The sequence below is a fragment of the Rhodococcus erythropolis NBRC 15567 genome (assembly GCF_001552595.1).
GTDB classification, from domain to species: Bacteria; Actinomycetota; Actinomycetes; order Mycobacteriales; family Mycobacteriaceae; genus Rhodococcus_F; species Rhodococcus_F erythropolis.
In genome coordinates, this window is the sequence record NZ_BCRM01000001.1 from 1,257,746 (window position 1) to 1,275,870 (window position 18,125).

The following is an 18,125-nucleotide window of genomic DNA, read 5'->3' on the forward strand; positions in this document are numbered from 1 at the left end:
CTGCGTATGACGGTTCGGAGTTCGAGGGTACGCGCAGGCTGGGGAGTCGTGGTGGCGAGCGCGCTTCTCGTGAGCGTCGGCTGCGGATCGGATGCCTCGCCAGATGTCTCTGTCACCGACAACGCAACCACGACTACCCCGCCGGTCGAGAGCAGCGCGCAACGCGGCGTCGTGTTCGACAGTGAACCCTTCACCAGCACAGCCGAAGTGGCGGCGTCCGGAGCGAGCGCGGTGAAAATCCTGTACGGCTCCACCTCCGGTATCGACGGCCGGGAGACCCAGGTATCGGGAACCGTGTTCACACCGCCTGGAACGCCGCCGGAGGGCGGTTGGCCGATCGTCTCCATCGGCCATGGCACGACGGGTATTTCGGACGACTGCGCGCCGTCGACCTCGCCGACCCTCTTCGGCACGATCGGCCTGGTCGCGCCGTTTCTCGACTCGGGATACGTGGTCGCTGTCTCCGACTTCGAGGGCCTCGGCACTCCGGACCCGCATCCTTACCTGCAACCGGACACCGCGGCGTTCAACGTCATCGACGCGGTTCGAGCGGCGCGCAACGTCGTTCCGGACACCTCGACTCGGTGGGCAACTCTGGGGCTTTCCCAAGGCGGGCAGGCTTCCTGGGCAGCGGCCGAGGAAGCCGACGCCTATGGCGACGGACTCGAATTCGTCGGTGCAGCAAACCTGTCCCCGGCAGCGGACATCTCGCCGATCATCTCGAGTGATTCCGAGGTGAATCTGTCACTGCCTCAGCAACTGCTGCTGCCCTATGTACTCGAAGGGCTGTCCCTCACCCATCCGGAGCTCGAACGAACCGACTACGTGCGCGGCGCATTCGAGCAGAACTACGACCTGCTCACCTCGTGCCTGACCTCTCGCGCGACGGAGAAGTTGGGTCTTGTCGGAAAGGTGACGCCCGCCGACACCAGGCCAGCTACCGCTGAGGACGCGGACCGAATTCACGCGTGGCTCAGCGACGTTGCTCTCCCACGTCAACGCGCGAGCGGTCCGATGTACGTAGTCGTCGGTACCAATGACAACCTCATCCGTCCGGAATGGACCGAGGCGGCCGTCGAACGTGCCTGCGCCGAAGGTGACGTCATCGAATTCCAGGCGCGACCGGGCGAAGGTCACGCGGACGGCGCCGCTGTGCCGGGAGCTGTTGCGTGGGTGAAGGATCGATTTGCAGGTGTTCCGGCACCGAATACCTGCGGGTCGTGAATCGATGACGGCGTCGGCACGAATCCGCGCTCTGGCACTGGCATTGCCAGAGGCAACCGAGCGGGTCAGCCACGGTGAATCGTCGTTTTTCGTGCGCAAAGCGCCGCAGTTCGTCACCATGGCAGATCACCACCACGACGATCGCCTCGCGATCTGGGCCGCGGCCCCACCTGGGGCGCAGGCAGATTGGGTCAGTCGCGATCCGACGAGGTTCTTCGTCCCCCCGTACGTGGGTGGCCGGGGATGGATCGGTGTGTACCTCGACGTTCCGAGTGCCGACGAGAGCGAGGACGAGAAATTCTGGAACGACGTAGCCGACGTCGTCGAAGATGCGTACCGCACGGTGGCCCCGAAAACACTGATCCGGAAACTGGACGAGGATTCGCGTTGAGTCCGGCCGTGGTCGCGCTTCTCAGCGTGCTGATTCTCGCAGTGGCCGGGGCACTGACAGCGGTGTGGATGCGCACCAGACGTGAGGTGACCACCCCGACCGAGCGTGCCGTCCATGCCGCGCTCCATACGGCTTCACTTGCCGCGCGGCCACTTCGGCGTGGACTCGACAAGAATTCGGCCGCCGAGGCGGCGCCTCACCTACGCGAGCTGACCGGCGGTTCCGGTCTGGGCCTCGCAGACGCGTCGGGAAATCTGCTGGCGTGGGACGGCCGTCACGAAGCGTTGTCCGATCAATTCCACGACGCCGCCATTCGCGCGATCGAAGGCGAACGCCGGGTGCTCGTCACCCACTCGGACCTGGTGCGCGGACCGAGCGATCACCATGTGCGAGCGCTGATCGCTCAGCCCCTGCTGATCGAGGACATCGGCGTGGTCGGCGTGCTGGGAATCGTCACCAGCGAAGACCCGTGGCCGGGAATGCTCGGAGCGGTCACCGAGGTGGCTCGATACGCCTGCAGCCAGATCGAACTCGCCGACCTCGACGCGTCCAGAGCCCTGTTGGATCGCGCCGAAGTGCGTGCCCTCCGCGCGCAGATCAGTCCCCATTTCATCTACAACGCGCTCAACACGGTCGCGTCGTTCGTCCGAACCGACCCGGCGCGGGCCAGGGAACTGATCCTCGAGTTCGCGGACTTCACCCGGTATTCGTTCCGATCTGCGGGTGAGTTCACCCTGCTTGCCGACGAGCTACGCAACATCGATCGTTACCTGACCCTCGAACGCGCGCGATTCGGGGAGGCGCTGAACGTCCGCCTTCAGATCGCACCCGAAGTGCTCAACGTGGTTCTTCCGTTCCTGGCTCTCCAGCCGCTGGTCGAGAACGCGGTTCGTCACGGTATTTCGAGTAAGCCGGAGGGCGGGACCGTGAGCATCGTGGCCGCGGACGAGGGACCTGACTGCATCATCAGCGTCGAGGACGACGGTGTGGGGATGGACCCTGAACTACTGCGTTCCGGCTCACTTGACGCCATCGAGTCGGGATCGGGACGACCCAGCGCACGCGAAGCTGCTCACGTCGGTTTGGCCAACGTCGACGACAGACTTCGTGCCGCGTTCGGCAACGACTACGGACTCGTGGTGGAGACAGCGCCGGGTGCCGGTACGAAGGTCAGCATGCGTGTTCCCAAGTTCAAGCAGGGTATTCACGTCTGATTCTCGCCTTCGATGATCAGGCTGAAACCGTCGTGGGAACATGGACCTGTTGTGAACGAGACTGACACTGATGCCCAGCTGACCGTCCTTGCCGTCGACGACGAGAAACCAGCCCTCGACGAGCTGGCCTTCTTGCTGCGCGCCGAGGACTCGGTGGCGCACGTTCACACGGCATCGGATGCGACGACTGCGTTGCGGATACTGCGCGGTGGAAGCATCGACGCGGTATTTCTCGACATCAACATGCCCGGACTCGACGGTCTCGAACTGGCCGGCATCCTCTCCAATTTCGCGACGCCACCACCCGTGGTGTTCGTGACAGCGCACGACGATCGAGCTGTTGATGCCTTCGACCTCGGTGCCGTCGACTACCTACTCAAACCGCTCCGCGAGGAGCGTCTCGCTCAGGCCGTTCAACGGATCGTGGGGTTGGCCGGGCGCACCAAGAGCGAGAACAAGCCCGAAGCTGCGTCCACCGACGAGGTGATCCCGGTGGAACTGGGCGGCGTTACGACGCTCGTTCAACGCTCCTCGGTGGAGTGGGTGGAAGCCGACGGGGACTACGCGCGTTTGCACACCGCCGGGAAGTCGCACCTGGTACGCATCCCGATCTCGACACTCGAATCACGCTGGGCCGACGCAGGCTTCTTGCGCGTGCACCGCTCCTACCTGGTGTCTTTGGCGCTGGTCACCGGCATCCGCACAGTAGGCAGCGGATTGGTGGTCTGTCTGCGCCCGCACGGAGACAAGCCTCCCGTCGAACTTCCGGTCAGCCGCAGACACACCCGTGAACTCAAGGATCGACTGGTTCGTGCGCCCAAGCAGAGCTGGTTGTCACGGTGACGTCGCAGTCCGATCCTCCGCAGCGTGAGCGCGTTGTGTTGGCGCAACGTAGTGGCGCACGGATCGTCCGTACGCGGGTGGAGGTGCAGGAACAGACCGAAGTCGGCGACGCCATGATCCGCGGTCTCGTTCGCGCGCAGTTGGGGCTGGCGATTCGCCTTGCCGTCGTCGCAGCCGGGCTCCTGTGTGCAGTACCGCTTCTGACGCATCTCTTCCCGACACTGTCGGAGGTCGCAGTCCTGGGCATCCGGTTGCCGTGGCTCGTGATGGGCGGCGCCGTGTATCCCTTGCTGTTGACCACCGGCTGGGTGTTCGTGCGTCGGGCGGAGCGAAACGAGCAGGACTTCAACGACATCGTGGACGACTGAGCGCGGCGCTGTGGGAGGACAACCTATCCCGGTGCTGACGGTGCTCGGCATCGTTGCGGCGGCCGTGGCAACCGTGGCTATCGGAATCTACGGCGTTCGGCTCGCTCGTACCACCTCGGACTTTCTCGTCGCGTCCAGAACCGTCAGCGCGCGGTGGAATGCGACAGCCATCTCCGGTGAGTACCTCTCCGCTGCTTCGTTTCTCGGCGTGGCCGGGCTGGTCGCGAAATACGGCGCCGACGCCCTCTGGTATCCCATCGGATTCACCGCCGGATACCTCGCCCTGCTGCTGTTCGTCGCAGCACCGCTTCGGCGTTCCGGTGCATACACCGTCCCCGATTTCGCCGAATTCCGTCTCGGCTCACCGCGATTGCGCAAGCTCGCAATGCTCGTCGTCGCGATGGTGTGCATCCTGTATCTGATTCCACAGTTCCAAGGCGCGGGACTGACGCTCAACATTCTGCTCGGGGTTCCCAGCTGGATCGGCGGCGTTGCTGTCGGGGTCATCGTCATCGCCAACGTCGTCGGCGGCGGGATGCGCTCGATCACCTTCGTTCAGGCCTTCCAGTACTGGCTGAAACTGACTGCCGTCGCGATTCCCGCTGTGGCACTGACCTTCTACTTCTTCGGCGATCATCACGACGTAGGCGCGTCGATGCCGCCGACGGTCACCACTGCGACGACCGTCGACATCACCACCGACGTCGTCGTCCAGGTATCCGAGCCGGTGACGGTCAGCGGCGGCACAGTCGACGGGCGAGTGGTCGAAGGAACCGTGACACTGGGCCCGGGGGAGCACACCCTCGGTGAAGGCATGTCCATGGTTCTCGACGCGGGAGCCGCGGTTCCCGTCGTCGCCGGAGCGCCCGCGCAGAACTCGGATTGGATCACCCCGGGTTGGGGTTTCGGCGGGCCGCACCCGATGTATCAGGTGTACTCGCTGATGCTCGCGACCTTCCTCGGAACGCTCGGCCTGCCTCACGTTCTCGTCCGGTTCTACACCAACCCCGACGGCCGGGCCGCTCGTCTGACCTCGCTTGCAGTTGTCGGTCTGGTCAGCGTGTTCTACCTGTTTCCGACCCTCCTCGGCGTCTTCGCTCGCCTGTACGTTCCGCAACTTCTGATCACGGGCACCTCCGACGCCGCGGTGTTGCTGCTGCCGGGTTCGGTGTTCTCGGGGTGGGGCGGACAACTGCTGGCAGCCCTCGTCGCGTCAGGTGCCATTGCCGCCTTCTTGTCGACGTCGTCCGGATTGCTCGTCAGCATCGCGGGCGTCGTCAGTACCGATGTTCTCCGCGGACGAGTTCGAGACTTCCGTATTGCAGCGCTCCTGGCCGGGCTCGTTCCGCTCGTGCTGTCGCTGGCGGTGGTGTCGGTCGACCTCTCGAGAACCGTCGGGTTGGTGTTCGCGGTCGCCGCGTCGACGCTCTGCCCACTGCTGGTGTTGGGTATCTGGTGGCGCGGTCTGACTGCCGTCGGCGCGGGGGCGGGGATGGTGGTCGGTGGATGTGTTGCGGGCACTGCCGCCACTGTCGCCGTCCTGGGTGGTTTGTCGGAGGACGTCCTCGGTGGCTGGCCGGCAGCCATTTTCGCGTTCCCGGCCGCGGTGAGCGTGCCGCTGGCGTTCCTCACGATGATCGTCGTGAGCAAGGTGTCGTCGAAGCAGATACCGGCAGATATTGCGCGAATCTTCACGCGGATGCACGCCCCGGAACGGCTCGGAATGGGCTCCGATCGCGAAGACGATCTCCGCCAACCCTGACTTTCACCGCCCGAACCCTCTGCCGTTGGTCGCGCCTGCCTGACCGTTCGGCGCAGCGCGCGACTGCTCACCGTGTGACTGGCGCCACAGCGTCTTCATGTGACTCCGATCTCACTAACGTCTGTGCGTAGTTCACTTCACACGCGAGGCGAGGAGCCGGCAGTGTCCACAGCAGAAATCAGTGAGGGGTCGCCGCAAGAGCGACGTACCCCGGATGCCCAGGCATTCATAGACATGCAAGCGAGTCCCGAATTCCAGGAACTCCGAACGCGTCTGCGCAAGTTCGTTTTCCCCATCACTGCATTCTTCCTGCTCTGGTATGCGGTGTACGTCGTCCTGGCTACCTATGCCCACGACTTCATGGCCACCAAGGTCCTCGGCAACATCAATCTCGGCATCATCCTCGGCCTCGGGCAGTTCGTCACGACCTTCGCCATCACCGCGTGGTACGTGAAGTTCGCCGGTCGTGAGCTCGATCCCCGCTCCGCCGCCATCCGTGAAGAACTGGAAGGTCCCGCACAGTGATCACCACACTCGCCGCGTCCGGAACGGACGTAGGAAACCCCGCCTTCAACATCGCGATCTTCCTCGCGTTTGTCGTCGTGACCATGACGCTGGTCATCCGCGCCAGCCGGACCACCAAGAAGGCGTCCGACTTCTACACCGGCGGTGGGCAGTTCACCGGCCCGCAGAACGGGTTCGCCATCGCCGGCGACTACCTCTCGGCGGCATCGTTCCTCGGTATCGCAGGTGCGATCGCCGTGTACGGCTACGACGGCTTCCTGTACTCCATCGGATTCCTTGTCGCCTGGTTGGTTGCGTTGCTTCTGGTCGCCGAATTGCTCAGGAACACCGGCAGATTCACGATGGCCGACGTCCTGAGCTTCAGGCTCAAGCAGCGTCCGGTGCGCATGGCGGCAGCCCTGTCCACCCTGGCCGTTTCCCTCTTCTACCTTCTTGCCCAGATGGCCGGCGCCGGTGGACTTGTCGCCCTGCTGCTCAACATCGACGGCAAGGTGGGACAGTCGATCGTCGTCGCGATCGTGGGTGTGCTGATGATCGTGTACGTCTTGGTCGGCGGCATGAAGGGCACCACCTACGTACAGATGGTCAAGGCAGTTCTGCTGGTTGCCGGAGCCGGAATCATGTTCGTACTCGTTCTGTGGGCAGTGCGCGGCAACTTCTCTCAGTTGCTCGCCAATGCGCAGGACATGGTCAACAGTTCCACCACCAAGGGTGTGCAGGGACGAGACATCCTCGGACCCGGTGCCAAGTACGGTCTTTCCGGAATGACGAAGCTCGACTTCATCTCTCTCGGAATCGCTTTGGTGCTCGGCACTGCGGGCCTGCCGCACGTGCTGATGCGCTTCTACACGGTGCCCACTGCCAAGGAAGCTCGCCGCTCGGTGACCTGGGCGATCGCGCTCATCGGTGCCTTCTACCTGTTCACACTGGTTCTCGGTTACGGCGCGGCCAGCATGGTCGGACCGGACAAGATCTTGGCAGCACCCGGTAAAGAGAACGCGGCCGCTCCGTTGCTCGCCTTCGAGCTCGGTGGCACCATCTTCCTCGGCATCATCTCCGCGGTGGCGTTCGCGACCATCCTCGCCGTCGTTGCCGGTCTCGCGATCACTGCTTCGGCGTCGTTCGCTCACGACATCTACGCCAGTGTCATCAAGCGCGGCAACGCAACCGAGGAGCAGCAGGTTCGAGTTTCTCGAATCACCGTCGTGGTCATCGGACTCGTCTCCATCGTTCTCGGCATCATGGCGATGGGGCAGAACATCGCCTTCCTGGTGGCCCTCGCCTTCGCAGTGGCGGCCTCGGCGAACCTACCCACCCTGCTGTACTCGCTGTTCTGGAAGAAGTTCAACACCACCGGTGCGCTCTTCAGCATCTACGGCGGTTTGGTCAGCTGCTTGACGCTGATCGTGTTCTCCCCGGCAGTGTCGGGCAAGCCGTCGTCGATGTTCCCGAACTCCGACTTCGCCTGGTTCCCGCTCTCGAACCCCGGCATCGTCTCGATCCCGCTGGCATTCGTCCTCGGCATCGTCGGTACGTACATCGGACGCAACAAGATCGAAGATCCGGCAAAGCAGGCGGAGATGGAAGTTCGCTCCCTCACCGGCGTCGGCGTCGAAAAGGCCGTCAGCCACTAAGAGGGGCAAAGCCCCGTGCGTCTTTCTGGTACCTCTGGTTACGGAAAAGGCGCACGGGGCTTATTGTTCTGCCATGGCAAAGCTCACAGTGAAAATCGACGTTCCGCTTCCTCCTCAAGAAGTGTGGGACAAGGCCTCCGATCTCAGCGGCTACGAAAACTGGCTCGTGGTTCACGACGGATGGCGCAGTGAACTTCCCGAGCAATTGGGTGTCGGCACCGAGATCAGCTCGGTCGTGACCGTGAAAGGCCTGCGCAACCGCGTTCGGTGGACCATCAAGAAGTACGACGTCCCGAAGGCGATCTCGCTCAAGGGAGACGGCAAGGGCGGGGTCAAGCTCGGTCTCGAACTCGACGTGAAGGCAAAGGGTGACGGATCGGAACTCGCGCTGACAGTCGAGTTGGGCGGCGCGCCCTTGTTCGGCCCGATCGGTTCGAGTGTGGCGCGGGCGCTCAAAGGCGATGTGGAGAAGTCACTGGCCCAGTTTGTCCAGATCTACACCTAGGTTGTAGAGATTTCCACATAGAGCTACTTCACCGCTAACATGAGTTAGGATTCTTTTCGGCGGGATAAACCGGGCATCAGTTGGTTATTGATGCGGGTCCCGCCGGAAAGGATTCGATCAATGTCGTCTCGTCATGGGTACGGCGCACCACCTGCGTCCATGCCTCGATCCGTGCAGGTTCTGATCGGACTCTTGGCGGTAGTTGCAGTCGGTGGAACCGCAGCATTTGCCGTGACGTTCAAAAGCGTCAGCGACAAGGGAGAACTCGGTGAGGGCGCCGCTGCAGCTGCGACGGCAACCAACTGTGACAACCCGGAAACCGTGACCGTGGCGGCCGATCCGTCGATCGCCTCGGGACTCGAAGCTGTCGCCGCTGCCATCCCCGCCGCGGATCTCGGATGCAGCTCGCTCAGCGTGACGCCGCAAGATCCCGTGCTCACCGTCGCGGCGATCGCCGACGGTACGGCGCCCGCACTGTGGATCCCTGATTCGAGCGAATGGCTGGACAAGGTTTCGGCGAGCGGGCAGGAGATTCGCCGGATCAGTAACTCGGTCGCCTCCACCCCGGTTGTCGCCGTCTCGGCGCCGGATGCCGAGGCACCCGGCGCATGGACGGATGTCCTCGGCGCTCCATCGCTGCACATCGGCGATCCCCTGACCAGTGCCGTCTCCAGCGCGCCGATCGTGGCGGCCTTTGCCGAGACCCAGTCGCGGGGCGGGGACCTCACATCCATCTCGGCAGCCCTGGTCCCGGTGGCACAAGCGCAGTACGGAAATCTGAAGGAAACCGGTTCGACCGGGCGCATCCAAACCGTGGACGCGTCCGGTGGAACCGCGGTGACTACCGAGCAGACCTTCGAGGCTTATCTCGCCGCACATGCGGACAGTCGACTCACCGCGTCGGTACCGTCGTCCGGTTCGGTCTTCATGGACTACCCGATGGCAAGTGTGGGTGCAGACTCGTCGGCGGCGGACGACGCCGGCAAACTGCTGGCGGCAGCGCTGGCATCGGACACCGGGCGTTCCGTACTTGCCGGCCTCGGGTTCCGCGGCGCGGATCAGGCCCCACCGGTCGCCGGTGGAGTGGGACAGGTTGGCTCGCTGGTGCCGTCCGATCCGTCTGTGGTCACCAAAGCGCTTGCGCGGTACGAGATTCTGTCCAGGCCTTCCCGCGCGCTGGCAGTTGTCGACGTCTCGGGGTCCATGGACTACATGCAGGACGGGGTCACTCGAATGGCCGCGACGGCGCAGGCCGGTGACATCGCGATCCGAATGTTTCCTGCCAACGCACAATTGGGTCTCTGGGCGTTCTCCGTAGACCTCGGTGACGGGACGGACTACCGCGAACTCGAACCTGTCGCCCGTATGGATGCAACTGAAGGTGGCACGGATCATCGGAGCAAACTGCTGTCTCGGATCGACAACCTCTCTTCGATCGTCGGCGGCGGAACAGGTTTGTACGACAGCGTTCTCGCCGCGTATCGGTCCATGCAACAGTCCTACGATCCGGCCTCGATCAATTCGGTGATTCTGCTTACCGACGGTGCCAACGACGATCCGTCGGGTATCGCCCTGCAGGAACTTCTCGACACCCTGACTCGCGAGCAGGACCCGACGCGGCCGGTACCGATCATCACCATCGGTGTCACCGATGATGCCGATACCGATGTGCTCGAGCAGATTTCGACTCTCACCGGCGGTAACAGTCACTTCGCTCCGACACCGGCAGACATCCCGAAGGTCTTCGTCGGCGCGATCAGTGGGCGCGCCGGCTGAACTACTCGAGAACGGGTGCGTCGGCGCTGTCGGTGATCCATTCGGTTGCGAGCTTCTCGAGGGTTCCGTCGGCGTAGAGCGCATCGACGGCCGCGGAGACGCACTCGGTCAGCGGACTGTTCTTCTCGAGCACCAAACCGAAGAATTCGGTGACTGCGTTGGGCCGCGGAAACTGACCCACGATGACCGACCCGGGCAGTTCGTTCTCGGTGATGTGAAATCCGGTCGGGATGTCGACGACCAATGCGTCGATCTCGCCCGCGGCCAGCGCAGCTTTCGCGTCGTCCGTGGTCGCGAACTCGCGTGGCGCAGTGGTCGGAACAATCGTGTCGGTGATCGCCGCGAGGCTGGTGGAACCGGTCTGAGCGCCCAAACGGTAGCCGGCCAGATCCGCAAGATTCTTTGCACCGGCGGCATTGCTTCCGCGTGAGGCGATCACCGACTGCGCCACTGCGTAATACGGCGAGCTGAAGTCGACGTTCGCGCGGCGATCCCCGGAAATCGTGAACTGATTGACGTCGAAGTCGAAATCCTTGGGGCCTGGTTTCAATGCGTCGTTGAAGGCGACAGTGGTGAAGCGAACCTGGTCGGTGTTGTACCCGAGCTTGTCGACGACCGCCCGGGCCACCGCACCCTCGAGGCCTTTGCCGTTCGACGGATCGTTGTCGACGAACCACGGCGCGTACGCCGGTGAGTCAGTGGCGATGGTCAGGACACCGTCTTCGAGGGTGGTCCCGCTCTGGGGTCCGCACTTGTCCACTGCGGTGGTCGAGGGAAGTTTGGTGAACGCCTCGGGAACCGTGGTGGTGGTGTCTGCTGCCGCAGGTGCCTCCGGCTGCGACGAACACGAGCCCAACAAGATCGAGGAAGCGAAGATCGCGGTCACGGCAACTGCGCGTCGTGTCATAGGCACTAGGCCATCTTGCCTGTTTGTCCGGTCTGGACGTGACGGGGGTCTCGTGTGAGCGGAGTTCACGCAGCTGAGCGTCGCAGTGCAAGGCGCTCCGACGGTGTCGTCCCACCCCAGACTCCGTGCGGTTCAGCGGTCTCGAGTGCAAAGGTCAGGCAGTCCCGAATGACCGGGCAGCGGAAGCACACCTGCTTCGCGGAACTCTCCCGTGCAGCCCGATTGCGTCCACGCTCTTCACCCGGCGAATAGAACACCGCCGGGTCCACTGTTTTACAGGTGGCGAACATCCGCCAGTTGTTGTCCACCAACGGCTCCACGGAACTGCGAACTGTCATCGTGGTCTCCTCTCCCATCGAGAATCCAGTCTTGCCCGTGGCCTGGCACAGCGGCAGGTTTCCGATCCATCAGATTTCTACTGCCAGACGCAGCGCTATCCAGACACAGCGCTATCCAGCACAATGAGGAAATGGCAACGACGGATCGGGGTCAGATCACTCTCGACGGCACAACCGTGTCCGTGACCAATCTGGGCAAGATTCTCTACCCCGAGAGCGGCACCACGAAGGCCGAAGTCATCGACTACTACACCCGTATCGCCGCAGTCATGCTTCCGCATGTCGTCGGTAGACCTGGTACTCGTAAGCGTTGGCCCAACGGTGTGGACGGTCAGTCCTTCTTCGAGAAGAACCTGGCGTCGTCTGCCCCGCAGTGGCTCACGCGTGCGTCGCTGCAACATTCTGATCGCGTCGTCACTTACCCGATTTTCGATTCCGTTGCATCCCTGGCGTGGCTGGGGCAACAGGCGGCACTCGAATTACACGTTCCCCAATGGCGATTCGACGGTTCCGAGCGTGGTCCGGCGACACGACTGGTATTCGATCTCGACCCGGGCGAAGGCGTCGGATTGGCCGAGTGCGCCGAGGTGGCGAGGTCGATTCGAGATCTGGTCGCAACTCTGGGGTGGACGGCCTATCCGGTAACCAGTGGTAGCAAGGGAATCCACCTCTACGTTCCACTGGATCGAGCCTTGGACGGCAGTGGTGCGTCGACTGTCGCCAAGCAGATCGCCACCGGGCTCGAGAAGCTTCACCCGGATCTCGTCACCGCGACGATGGCGCGAAATGTCCGGGCAGGCAAGATCTTCGTTGACTGGAGTCAGAACAACGCAGCCAAGACCACCATTGCGCCGTATTCGATGCGCGGTCGCGATCAACCCTATGTTGCCGCGCCGCGCAGTTGGGACGAACTCGACGATCCGAAACTGCGCCACCTGCTGTTCGACGAGGTTCTGGAGCGCGTCGAATCCGACGGTGATCTGCTGGGCGATCTGGATCCGCCGGTCTCGGCGGCTGTAGCCGATACGTTGACGCACTACCGCAACAAGAGGTCGGCCGACCGGACTCCGGAGCCGATCCCTGCTGCAGTGGACAAGGAGACAGCGGGCAATACCTTTGTGATTCAAGAACATCACGCCAGACGATTGCATTACGACGTTCGTCTCGAGCGGGATGGTGTGCTCGTGTCCTGGGCAGTCCCGAAGGGTGTGCCGACCAGTGCCGGAGAAAATCGGTTGGCCGTGCACACCGAGGATCATCCGCTCGAATACGCCACGTTCTCGGGCACGATTCCGAAGGGGGAGTACGGCGGCGGTTCGATGACGATCTGGGATTCCGGGACATACGAGACCGAGAAGTGGCGTGAAGACGAGGTGATCGTGCGCTTGAGTGGGGAGCGGGTGCAGGGACGCTTCGCGCTGATCCGGACAAAGGGTGATCAGTGGTTGATGCATCTGATGAAGGATCAGAACGCGAGTTTCGGAACGGAGTTTCCCAAGAATCTCGAGCCGATGCTTGCCACCGCTGGAACGCTCGAAGGTCTCGACCCGCAGGAGTGGGCCTTCGAAGGAAAGTGGGACGGGATTCGAGTGATTCTCGAATATCATTCGGGCACAATGTCGCTTCGCAGTCGCGCGGGTAACGACAAGACCCGGGACTATCCAGCCCTTGCCGGTTTGGCCGAGGTGCTGGACGGTCATGACGTGGTTCTCGACGGTGAGGTGGTGGCGTACAACGACGCGGGAGTTACAGATTTCGGCCTCCTCCAGCGAGGTGGGGAACCGGTGTTCCTGGCCTTCGATCTTCTGTACCTCGACGGAGTGTCTTTGCTGCGGAAGTCCTATTCGGATCGCCGCACCGTGTTGAATGCGTTGGCGGGCAAGGTCGGTGAGCTCGAGGTACCACCGCAGATCGAGGGCACGGCGGAGAACGCCTTGGAGGTGAGTACCGATGCCGGGTGGGAAGGGATTGTCGCCAAACGTCGTGCATCGGTCTACCTTCCAGGGCGGCGGGGGTCGAGTTGGATCAAGGTGAAGAACTGGCGCAGCCAAGAGGTGGTGATCGGTGGGTGGCGCACCGGGCAGGGCAATCGAGCGCAGGGGATCGGGGCGCTGCTCATGGGAATTCCGGGTGAGGATGGATTGACCTACGTGGGGCGCGTCGGTACAGGCTTCAGTGATCGTGATTTGGAGTCACTGCTTGCGGTGCTGGAACCGTTGCGTCAGAAGGAAAGTCCGTTCGAGGAGGAACTTCCAGCAGACGACCGCAAGGGTGCGGTGTGGGTGAGGCCTGAACTCGTCGGTGAGGCGCGGTTCATGGATTGGACGGCGACCGGACGCCTTCGCCATCCGAGTTGGCGGGGTCTGCGGGAGGACAAGAAGCCGGGCGACGTGGTGCGGGAAACAAGGCAATAACGGCTAACGCACCGAGGAACGCTGCTGCGGCACAGATCTGGATTCCCATGCACATCGCCGAAGTGTAAGCCTGATTCGCTGCTTCGGCCACAGTGCTCACCGGGGGAGCGTCGGCGTGGATCTGCGCCAGATCGACTGTGGAAGTGCCGACTCCGGGTTCGAAGCGGGACCGGAAAACCGTTGCTACGACTGTCCCGACGACGGCGACGCCCAGAACTCCACCCAATTCCCGTACGACACTGTTGATCGAACTTGCCATCGCAGCCTGCTGGGGCGCAACCGACGACATCGACGCAGTTGTTGCCGGAGCCATGACCAGCCCCATCCCGGCGCCAACCAGTGCCATGATCGCAGCCAGGACCACGAACGGTGCGTACCTACCCGCGGCGATCGACACGACCAACAGTCCCACGGACATGACCGCGAGGCCGCCCGCGATCGAACTGCGCACCCCGAGTCGGCCCACCACACGATCGCTGCTGGAGGCGACAGCCGCCATCACCAGTGCAAACGGAACTGCACCGACGCCGGCAACCAATGGACCGTAACCGCGAACGAATTGGAGGTATTGCGTGTACGTGAAGAGAACACCGAACAAGGCGAAGAACGTTGCGGCCAAGATGGCATTGGAGATGCTGAACACTCGGCTGGTGAAGATGCGCACGTCTGTCATCGGCGCCGGGGCCCGCAGCTCCCACCAGACGAACCCGGCGAGAAGTGCTGTTGCGCTGACGATCTCCAGCACCGTGATGGGCGACGACCATCCGCGAAGGCTTGCTTGGGTGAGGGCATCCACGATCAAAGCCAGTCCGCCGGCGGACAACAGGAGTCCGGGGATGTCGAAGGAACCCTTGACCATTCCTCCTGCTGAGGGCACAAGAGAAACCGTCGCGGCTATCACAACGGCGACCAGTGGGACGTTTATCCAGAAGACGCTTCCCCAACTGAAATGTTCGAGAAGTACGCCACCGGCCACGGGGCCGATCGCGATTCCCAGTCCGGCGGTTGCAGACCAGATTCCTATCGCCCGGCCTCTCTCGTGCGGGGCGAACATCGAGACGACAAGTGACAGCGTCGCCGGCATGACCAGTGCGGCGGCTGCCCCCATCACTGTTCTCCAGCCGATCAGCTGCAACGACGTGTGAGAGAGGGCAGCGAAGGCTGACCCGAGGGCGAACAAGGTGAGGCCGGTCAGAAGTATCCGACGGTGACCGAATCTCGCGCCGAGTCCACCTGCCGTGATGAGCAAGGCGGCGAACGCCAATGTGTATGCGTTGGTGATCCATTGCAGGTCGACGGTGGTCGCCCGCAGTTCGCGGGCAAGGGTCGGGATAGCGGTGTTGAGGATGGTGTTGTCGATCGTGACTACGACGAGGGATGTGCAGAGGGCGCCCAGTGCTGCCCATCGTCGCCGGTCAGTGGGTTCGAGGGAATTCATCATGTCCTTACGAATGTAACCTTACGAATGTTTAGTGATGAGAACGTACCCCCTCGCCTTACATGTGTAAAGTTTGTCGGGTGAGTGATGTTTCCGAAGATGCCGATGAAACTGGGACGAGTGGTTCTCGGAGTACTCGCGCCCGAAATCCGAGAGGAAGCGGCGCACGGCTCCGCGGAGAGATCGTCGCCGCAGCGGCGACGCTCATCGCCCGCACCGGATCGGATCAGGCGGTGACGCTCCGATCGGTCGCTCGCGAAGTCGGGATATCCGCACCATCTATCTACGGACACTTTTCCGATCGCGATGCCATTGTCGAAGCGGTGGTCTCCGAATCGCTGGAGCAGTTGCATCTCGCCGTGGCCGACGCCGTTTCCGCACACCCCGACCCGGTCGAGGGTCTGTATGCCGGGTGCTCGGCATACGTCGAGTTCGGCATTTCCGAGCCCGCTCGGTATCGGGTCTTGTTCGGGTGGTCCAGGCCGAAAGGTCGGTCACCACAATCGGATACGCGAGGACTGGCCGCCTTCAACACGCTGGTGACCAACCTTGACGCGTGCGTCGCCGCTGGGAGGTCGGCCAGCACAGACACTTTTGTCGATGCGGTATCGATCTGGACTTCGCTGCACGGACAGGTGATGTTGCGGGCCGATCTCCCGGAATTCCCGTGGCCGTCGACCGACACCGTCGGTGAGATGGTGAGGAGCCTTGCGCGGCTTGTGAACTGACGCCTCAACCGTTTGCTGATCGGCAACCAGGCGAGGTCTGATCCAGCATCGTGAGATAGGCATCGAGCTGAGCCGCGCCGGCGAGAAGGTTGCGACTGCGTGTGGCCAGCCGGTCTTGCCAGGATTCGAGGAACGCTGCCAATGAGTCCGCTCCGCCGGCCTCGCGCAGCGAATCGAGAAACTGGGCGACTTGCGGCAGTCGGTAGCCGCCGCGCCGCAGCTGCCGCGCGATCTCGGCGTCGCGCACACACTCCGGACCGTATTCGCGATAACCCGTTGCTCGTTCGCGCTCGGGGTGCAGGATGCCGTGCTCTTCCCACGTGCGCAGTGTCGCCGGGTGAACGCCGAGACGGCGCGCGAGCTCACCCACTGTCAGCGCTGGACCGTGGACCAGCGCCGGTGCCATGGTGGACAGAGTCCCCAGCGTTGCGGCTACCTCGGTGCGAGTTCCTCGCTCGGCGAGCAGTGTCACGTGTGCACTGTCGATCAGGCGGTAGGCGGACTCGGTGTCGCCCTGGTTGGTCGCACGCATGATTTCCGTGGCCCGCTGGTGCCCGTGACCGCCGCGCAATGCGAGGAAAGTGCGCAGGGCCTGCGCGTGCACTGGGGTGTATCGCCGGTAGCCGGAGTTGCTGCGCTCGGCCGGAGGAAGGACGCCGGCGTCGTCGTAATTGCGGATCGCCTGTGCGGACAACCCGTGTTCACGGGCAAGGTCGATGGGCCGCACTGATCACCTCCGATTGAGGCTTTTCACGGTATACCCCAGGTAATTGTTGTAAAAGTTTCACTCGAATCTTCAACGATACTGTCGAAGACAGTCCACCTTCGAAAGGGATGATCATGTCCACTGCCCCAGCGCTGAGTGAGTTCGGCCGCCAACTCGAAGACGCGGCAAGTCTTGGTCGTGCCGTCGACGAAGTGCTCGCAGCACGAACCGAGGTGCCGGCTCTGCTCGCTCTCGGCGAGCCGACTCATGGGATCAAGGCTTTTCCGTTGCTGCGCAACGAACTTCTCGGCCAATTGGTCGAACGAGGATATCGGTCGATCGTGCTCGAAACAGATGTCTTTGCGGCATTGCTTGTCGACGAGTACGTGAACGGGGGAGAGGCGGACATCGAGAAGGTGCTCGCCACAGGCTTCAGCCACGGATTCGGTGCGGTACCGGGAAACCGCGAACTCGTCGAATGGCTACGCGAGTACAACGACGGCCGCGCTCCGGCTGACCGAGTTCGCTTCTACGGCTTCGACGCTCCGGTGGAGTACTCCGGTGCACCGAGCCCGCGCCGCGCACTGTCTGCGGCAGGTGACTTCCTGCCCGCCGCGTTGCGGCCACAATCTCTCGACGACGCCGACCTCTTCCTGGGGCAGGACGCCGACTGGACCAACCCGGCGGCGATGTTCGATCCGGCTGCGTCCGTCGGCAACTCCGATCATGCTCGCGCCCTGCGCATCATTGCGGACGACCTCGGCAGCGTCCTTCGGCGCGCCGCACCAGTGCTGCGACCCGCCGACCCTGCCGGGTACGACCTGGCCCTTGCACATTCACGCACCGCTCTGGGGCTCTTGCGGTATCACTCCGCGATGGCGAGTTCCGCTCCTGATCGCATTGGAACACTGCTCAGTCTGCGTGCCGAGATGATGGCCGAGAACCTGCTGGCGGTCATCGCCCAGGAGCAGCGACGCGGGCCGAGCCTGCTGTTCGCACACAATGCCCATCTCTTGCGAATGCCGTCCGACATGCCGGTCAACGGCAACGTGGTCAGTTGGGGGAGCGCCGGCTCACTTGTCGGACTTCTCCTCGGGGAGCGTTACGTATTTTTGGCAACCGACGCCAACCCCGACAGTGATCCGGGCACGCTTCAGGGAGCGTTGGCCGATGCGACCGGTCGGCGTGCCCTGTTCTCGACTCCGGCCCTGCGAGCCGCGCTCGGCCCGTCGATCACCGCGGGAGAAGCGATCCTGCCAGGGCATCTGCCGCTGAAACCTTCGGAGTTGGACGGCGCCGACGCGGTCATCTTCGTCGCGGATACTGACGGGCAGCGTCATCAGTACTGGTAA

At 63.2% G+C, this 18,125-nt stretch carries 17 protein-coding genes; 13 read left to right on the forward strand and 4 right to left on the reverse strand.

Annotation, left to right across the window (positions count from 1 at the left end; translation table 11 throughout):
- The first annotated feature begins 6 nt into the window (after positions 1 to 6).
- The 10 genes from RE4_RS06075 to RE4_RS06120 all read left to right on the forward strand — a co-directional run bounded on the left by RE4_RS06075 (position 7) and on the right by RE4_RS06120 (position 10,242).
- The gene (locus RE4_RS06075) at positions 7 to 1,224 is read left to right on the forward strand and encodes a lipase family protein (RefSeq protein WP_060938186.1); all 1,218 of its coding nucleotides are present in this window, start codon (positions 7 to 9) and stop codon (positions 1,222 to 1,224) included.
- Positions 1,225 to 1,228: 4 nt separating this feature from the next.
- Positions 1,229 to 1,615, forward strand: a complete 387-nt coding sequence (locus RE4_RS06080) for an MmcQ/YjbR family DNA-binding protein (RefSeq protein WP_060938187.1) — start codon at positions 1,229 to 1,231, stop codon at positions 1,613 to 1,615.
- Entirely contained in the window at positions 1,612 to 2,829 is a 1,218-nt protein-coding gene (locus tag RE4_RS06085; protein ID WP_019744838.1) for a sensor histidine kinase, read from the forward strand. Before RE4_RS06080 ends, RE4_RS06085 begins: the two co-directional genes overlap by 4 nt.
- A 51-nt stretch (positions 2,830 to 2,880) precedes the next feature.
- Positions 2,881 to 3,672, forward strand: a complete 792-nt coding sequence (locus RE4_RS06090) for a LytR/AlgR family response regulator transcription factor (RefSeq protein ID WP_060938188.1) — start codon at positions 2,881 to 2,883, stop codon at positions 3,670 to 3,672.
- Positions 3,669 to 4,040, forward strand: a complete 372-nt coding sequence (locus tag RE4_RS06095; RefSeq protein WP_003939880.1) for a membrane protein — start codon at positions 3,669 to 3,671, stop codon at positions 4,038 to 4,040. The genes RE4_RS06090 and RE4_RS06095 overlap by 4 nt, the downstream gene beginning before the upstream one ends.
- Positions 4,041 to 4,050: 10 nt before the next feature.
- Entirely contained in the window at positions 4,051 to 5,802 is a 1,752-nt protein-coding gene (locus RE4_RS06100) for a sodium/solute symporter (protein ID WP_019744836.1), read from the forward strand.
- A 162-nt stretch (positions 5,803 to 5,964) separates the two neighbouring features.
- Positions 5,965 to 6,327 (forward strand): DUF485 domain-containing protein, encoded by a 363-nt coding sequence (locus RE4_RS06105; RefSeq protein WP_003939976.1) that lies wholly within the window; start codon positions 5,965 to 5,967, stop codon positions 6,325 to 6,327.
- Positions 6,324 to 7,961: a monocarboxylic acid transporter gene (locus RE4_RS06110; RefSeq protein WP_003939876.1), complete on the forward strand. Its 1,638-nt coding sequence runs from the start codon at positions 6,324 to 6,326 to the stop codon at positions 7,959 to 7,961. Before RE4_RS06105 ends, RE4_RS06110 begins: the two co-directional genes overlap by 4 nt.
- A gap of 73 nt (positions 7,962 to 8,034) precedes the next feature.
- Entirely contained in the window at positions 8,035 to 8,466 is a 432-nt protein-coding gene (locus RE4_RS06115) for a type II toxin-antitoxin system Rv0910 family toxin (RefSeq protein ID WP_003939735.1), read from the forward strand.
- Between the two features lie 120 nt (positions 8,467 to 8,586).
- Complete coding sequence (locus RE4_RS06120) at positions 8,587 to 10,242, forward strand: substrate-binding domain-containing protein (protein WP_060938189.1); 1,656 nt, start codon at positions 8,587 to 8,589, stop codon at positions 10,240 to 10,242.
- 1 nt (position 10,243) lies between these two features.
- Here the strand turns inward: RE4_RS06120 and RE4_RS06125 are convergent, their stop codons facing one another.
- Together RE4_RS06125 and RE4_RS06130 are read right to left on the reverse strand one after the other, a co-directional pair.
- Positions 10,244 to 11,149 carry an ABC transporter substrate-binding protein gene (locus tag RE4_RS06125; protein WP_060938190.1) on the reverse strand — a complete coding sequence of 302 codons (906 nt, stop codon included), beginning with the start codon at positions 11,147 to 11,149 and terminating at the stop codon, positions 10,244 to 10,246.
- Between the two features lie 65 nt (positions 11,150 to 11,214).
- Complete coding sequence (locus tag RE4_RS06130) at positions 11,215 to 11,487, reverse strand: WhiB family transcriptional regulator (RefSeq protein WP_019744832.1); 273 nt, start codon at positions 11,485 to 11,487, stop codon at positions 11,215 to 11,217.
- Positions 11,488 to 11,618: 131 nt separating this feature from the next.
- Between RE4_RS06130 and RE4_RS06135 the strand changes: the two genes are divergently transcribed.
- Complete coding sequence (locus RE4_RS06135) at positions 11,619 to 13,901, forward strand: ATP-dependent DNA ligase (RefSeq protein ID WP_060938191.1); 2,283 nt, start codon at positions 11,619 to 11,621, stop codon at positions 13,899 to 13,901.
- Here RE4_RS06135 and RE4_RS30605 read toward each other — a convergent pair.
- Positions 13,801 to 15,342 (reverse strand): MFS transporter, encoded by a 1,542-nt coding sequence (locus tag RE4_RS30605; protein WP_081098306.1) that lies wholly within the window; start codon positions 15,340 to 15,342, stop codon positions 13,801 to 13,803. The two genes, RE4_RS06135 and RE4_RS30605, sit on opposite strands and share 101 nt — an antisense overlap.
- 77 nt (positions 15,343 to 15,419) lie before the next feature.
- Here RE4_RS30605 and RE4_RS06155 point away from each other — a divergent pair, with 77 nt between their 5' ends.
- Positions 15,420 to 16,067, forward strand: coding sequence for a TetR/AcrR family transcriptional regulator (locus tag RE4_RS06155; RefSeq protein WP_060938193.1), 648 nt, complete (start codon positions 15,420 to 15,422; stop codon positions 16,065 to 16,067).
- A 4-nt stretch (positions 16,068 to 16,071) separates the two neighbouring features.
- Here the strand turns inward: RE4_RS06155 and RE4_RS06160 are convergent, their stop codons facing one another.
- Positions 16,072 to 16,794 carry a TioE family transcriptional regulator gene (locus RE4_RS06160; RefSeq protein WP_060938194.1) on the reverse strand — a complete coding sequence of 241 codons (723 nt, stop codon included), beginning with the start codon at positions 16,792 to 16,794 and terminating at the stop codon, positions 16,072 to 16,074.
- Between the two features lie 107 nt (positions 16,795 to 16,901).
- Here RE4_RS06160 and RE4_RS06165 point away from each other — a divergent pair, with 107 nt between their 5' ends.
- Entirely contained in the window at positions 16,902 to 18,125 is a 1,224-nt protein-coding gene (locus RE4_RS06165) for an erythromycin esterase family protein (RefSeq protein ID WP_081098307.1), read from the forward strand.

What these genes read in the sequence shown, in the direction of transcription:
- RE4_RS06080 (WP_060938187.1), top strand. Translation starts at nt 1,229, where the DNA reads ATGACGGCGTCGGCACGAATCCGCGCTCTGGCACTGGCATTGCCAGAG.
- RE4_RS06115 (WP_003939735.1), top strand. Translation starts at nt 8,035, where the DNA reads ATGGCAAAGCTCACAGTGAAAATCGACGTTCCGCTTCCTCCTCAAGAA.
- RE4_RS06135 (WP_060938191.1), top strand. Translation starts at nt 11,619, where the DNA reads ATGGCAACGACGGATCGGGGTCAGATCACTCTCGACGGCACAACCGTG.
- RE4_RS06130 (WP_019744832.1), bottom strand. Translation starts at nt 11,487, where the DNA reads ATGACAGTTCGCAGTTCCGTGGAGCCGTTGGTGGACAACAACTGGCGG.
- RE4_RS06125 (WP_060938190.1), bottom strand. Translation starts at nt 11,149, where the DNA reads ATGACACGACGCGCAGTTGCCGTGACCGCGATCTTCGCTTCCTCGATC.
- RE4_RS06075 (WP_060938186.1), top strand. Translation starts at nt 7, where the DNA reads ATGACGGTTCGGAGTTCGAGGGTACGCGCAGGCTGGGGAGTCGTGGTG.
- RE4_RS06120 (WP_060938189.1), top strand. Translation starts at nt 8,587, where the DNA reads ATGTCGTCTCGTCATGGGTACGGCGCACCACCTGCGTCCATGCCTCGA.
- RE4_RS06165 (WP_081098307.1), top strand. Translation starts at nt 16,902, where the DNA reads ATGATCATGTCCACTGCCCCAGCGCTGAGTGAGTTCGGCCGCCAACTC.
- RE4_RS30605 (WP_081098306.1), bottom strand. Translation starts at nt 15,342, where the DNA reads ATGATGAATTCCCTCGAACCCACTGACCGGCGACGATGGGCAGCACTG.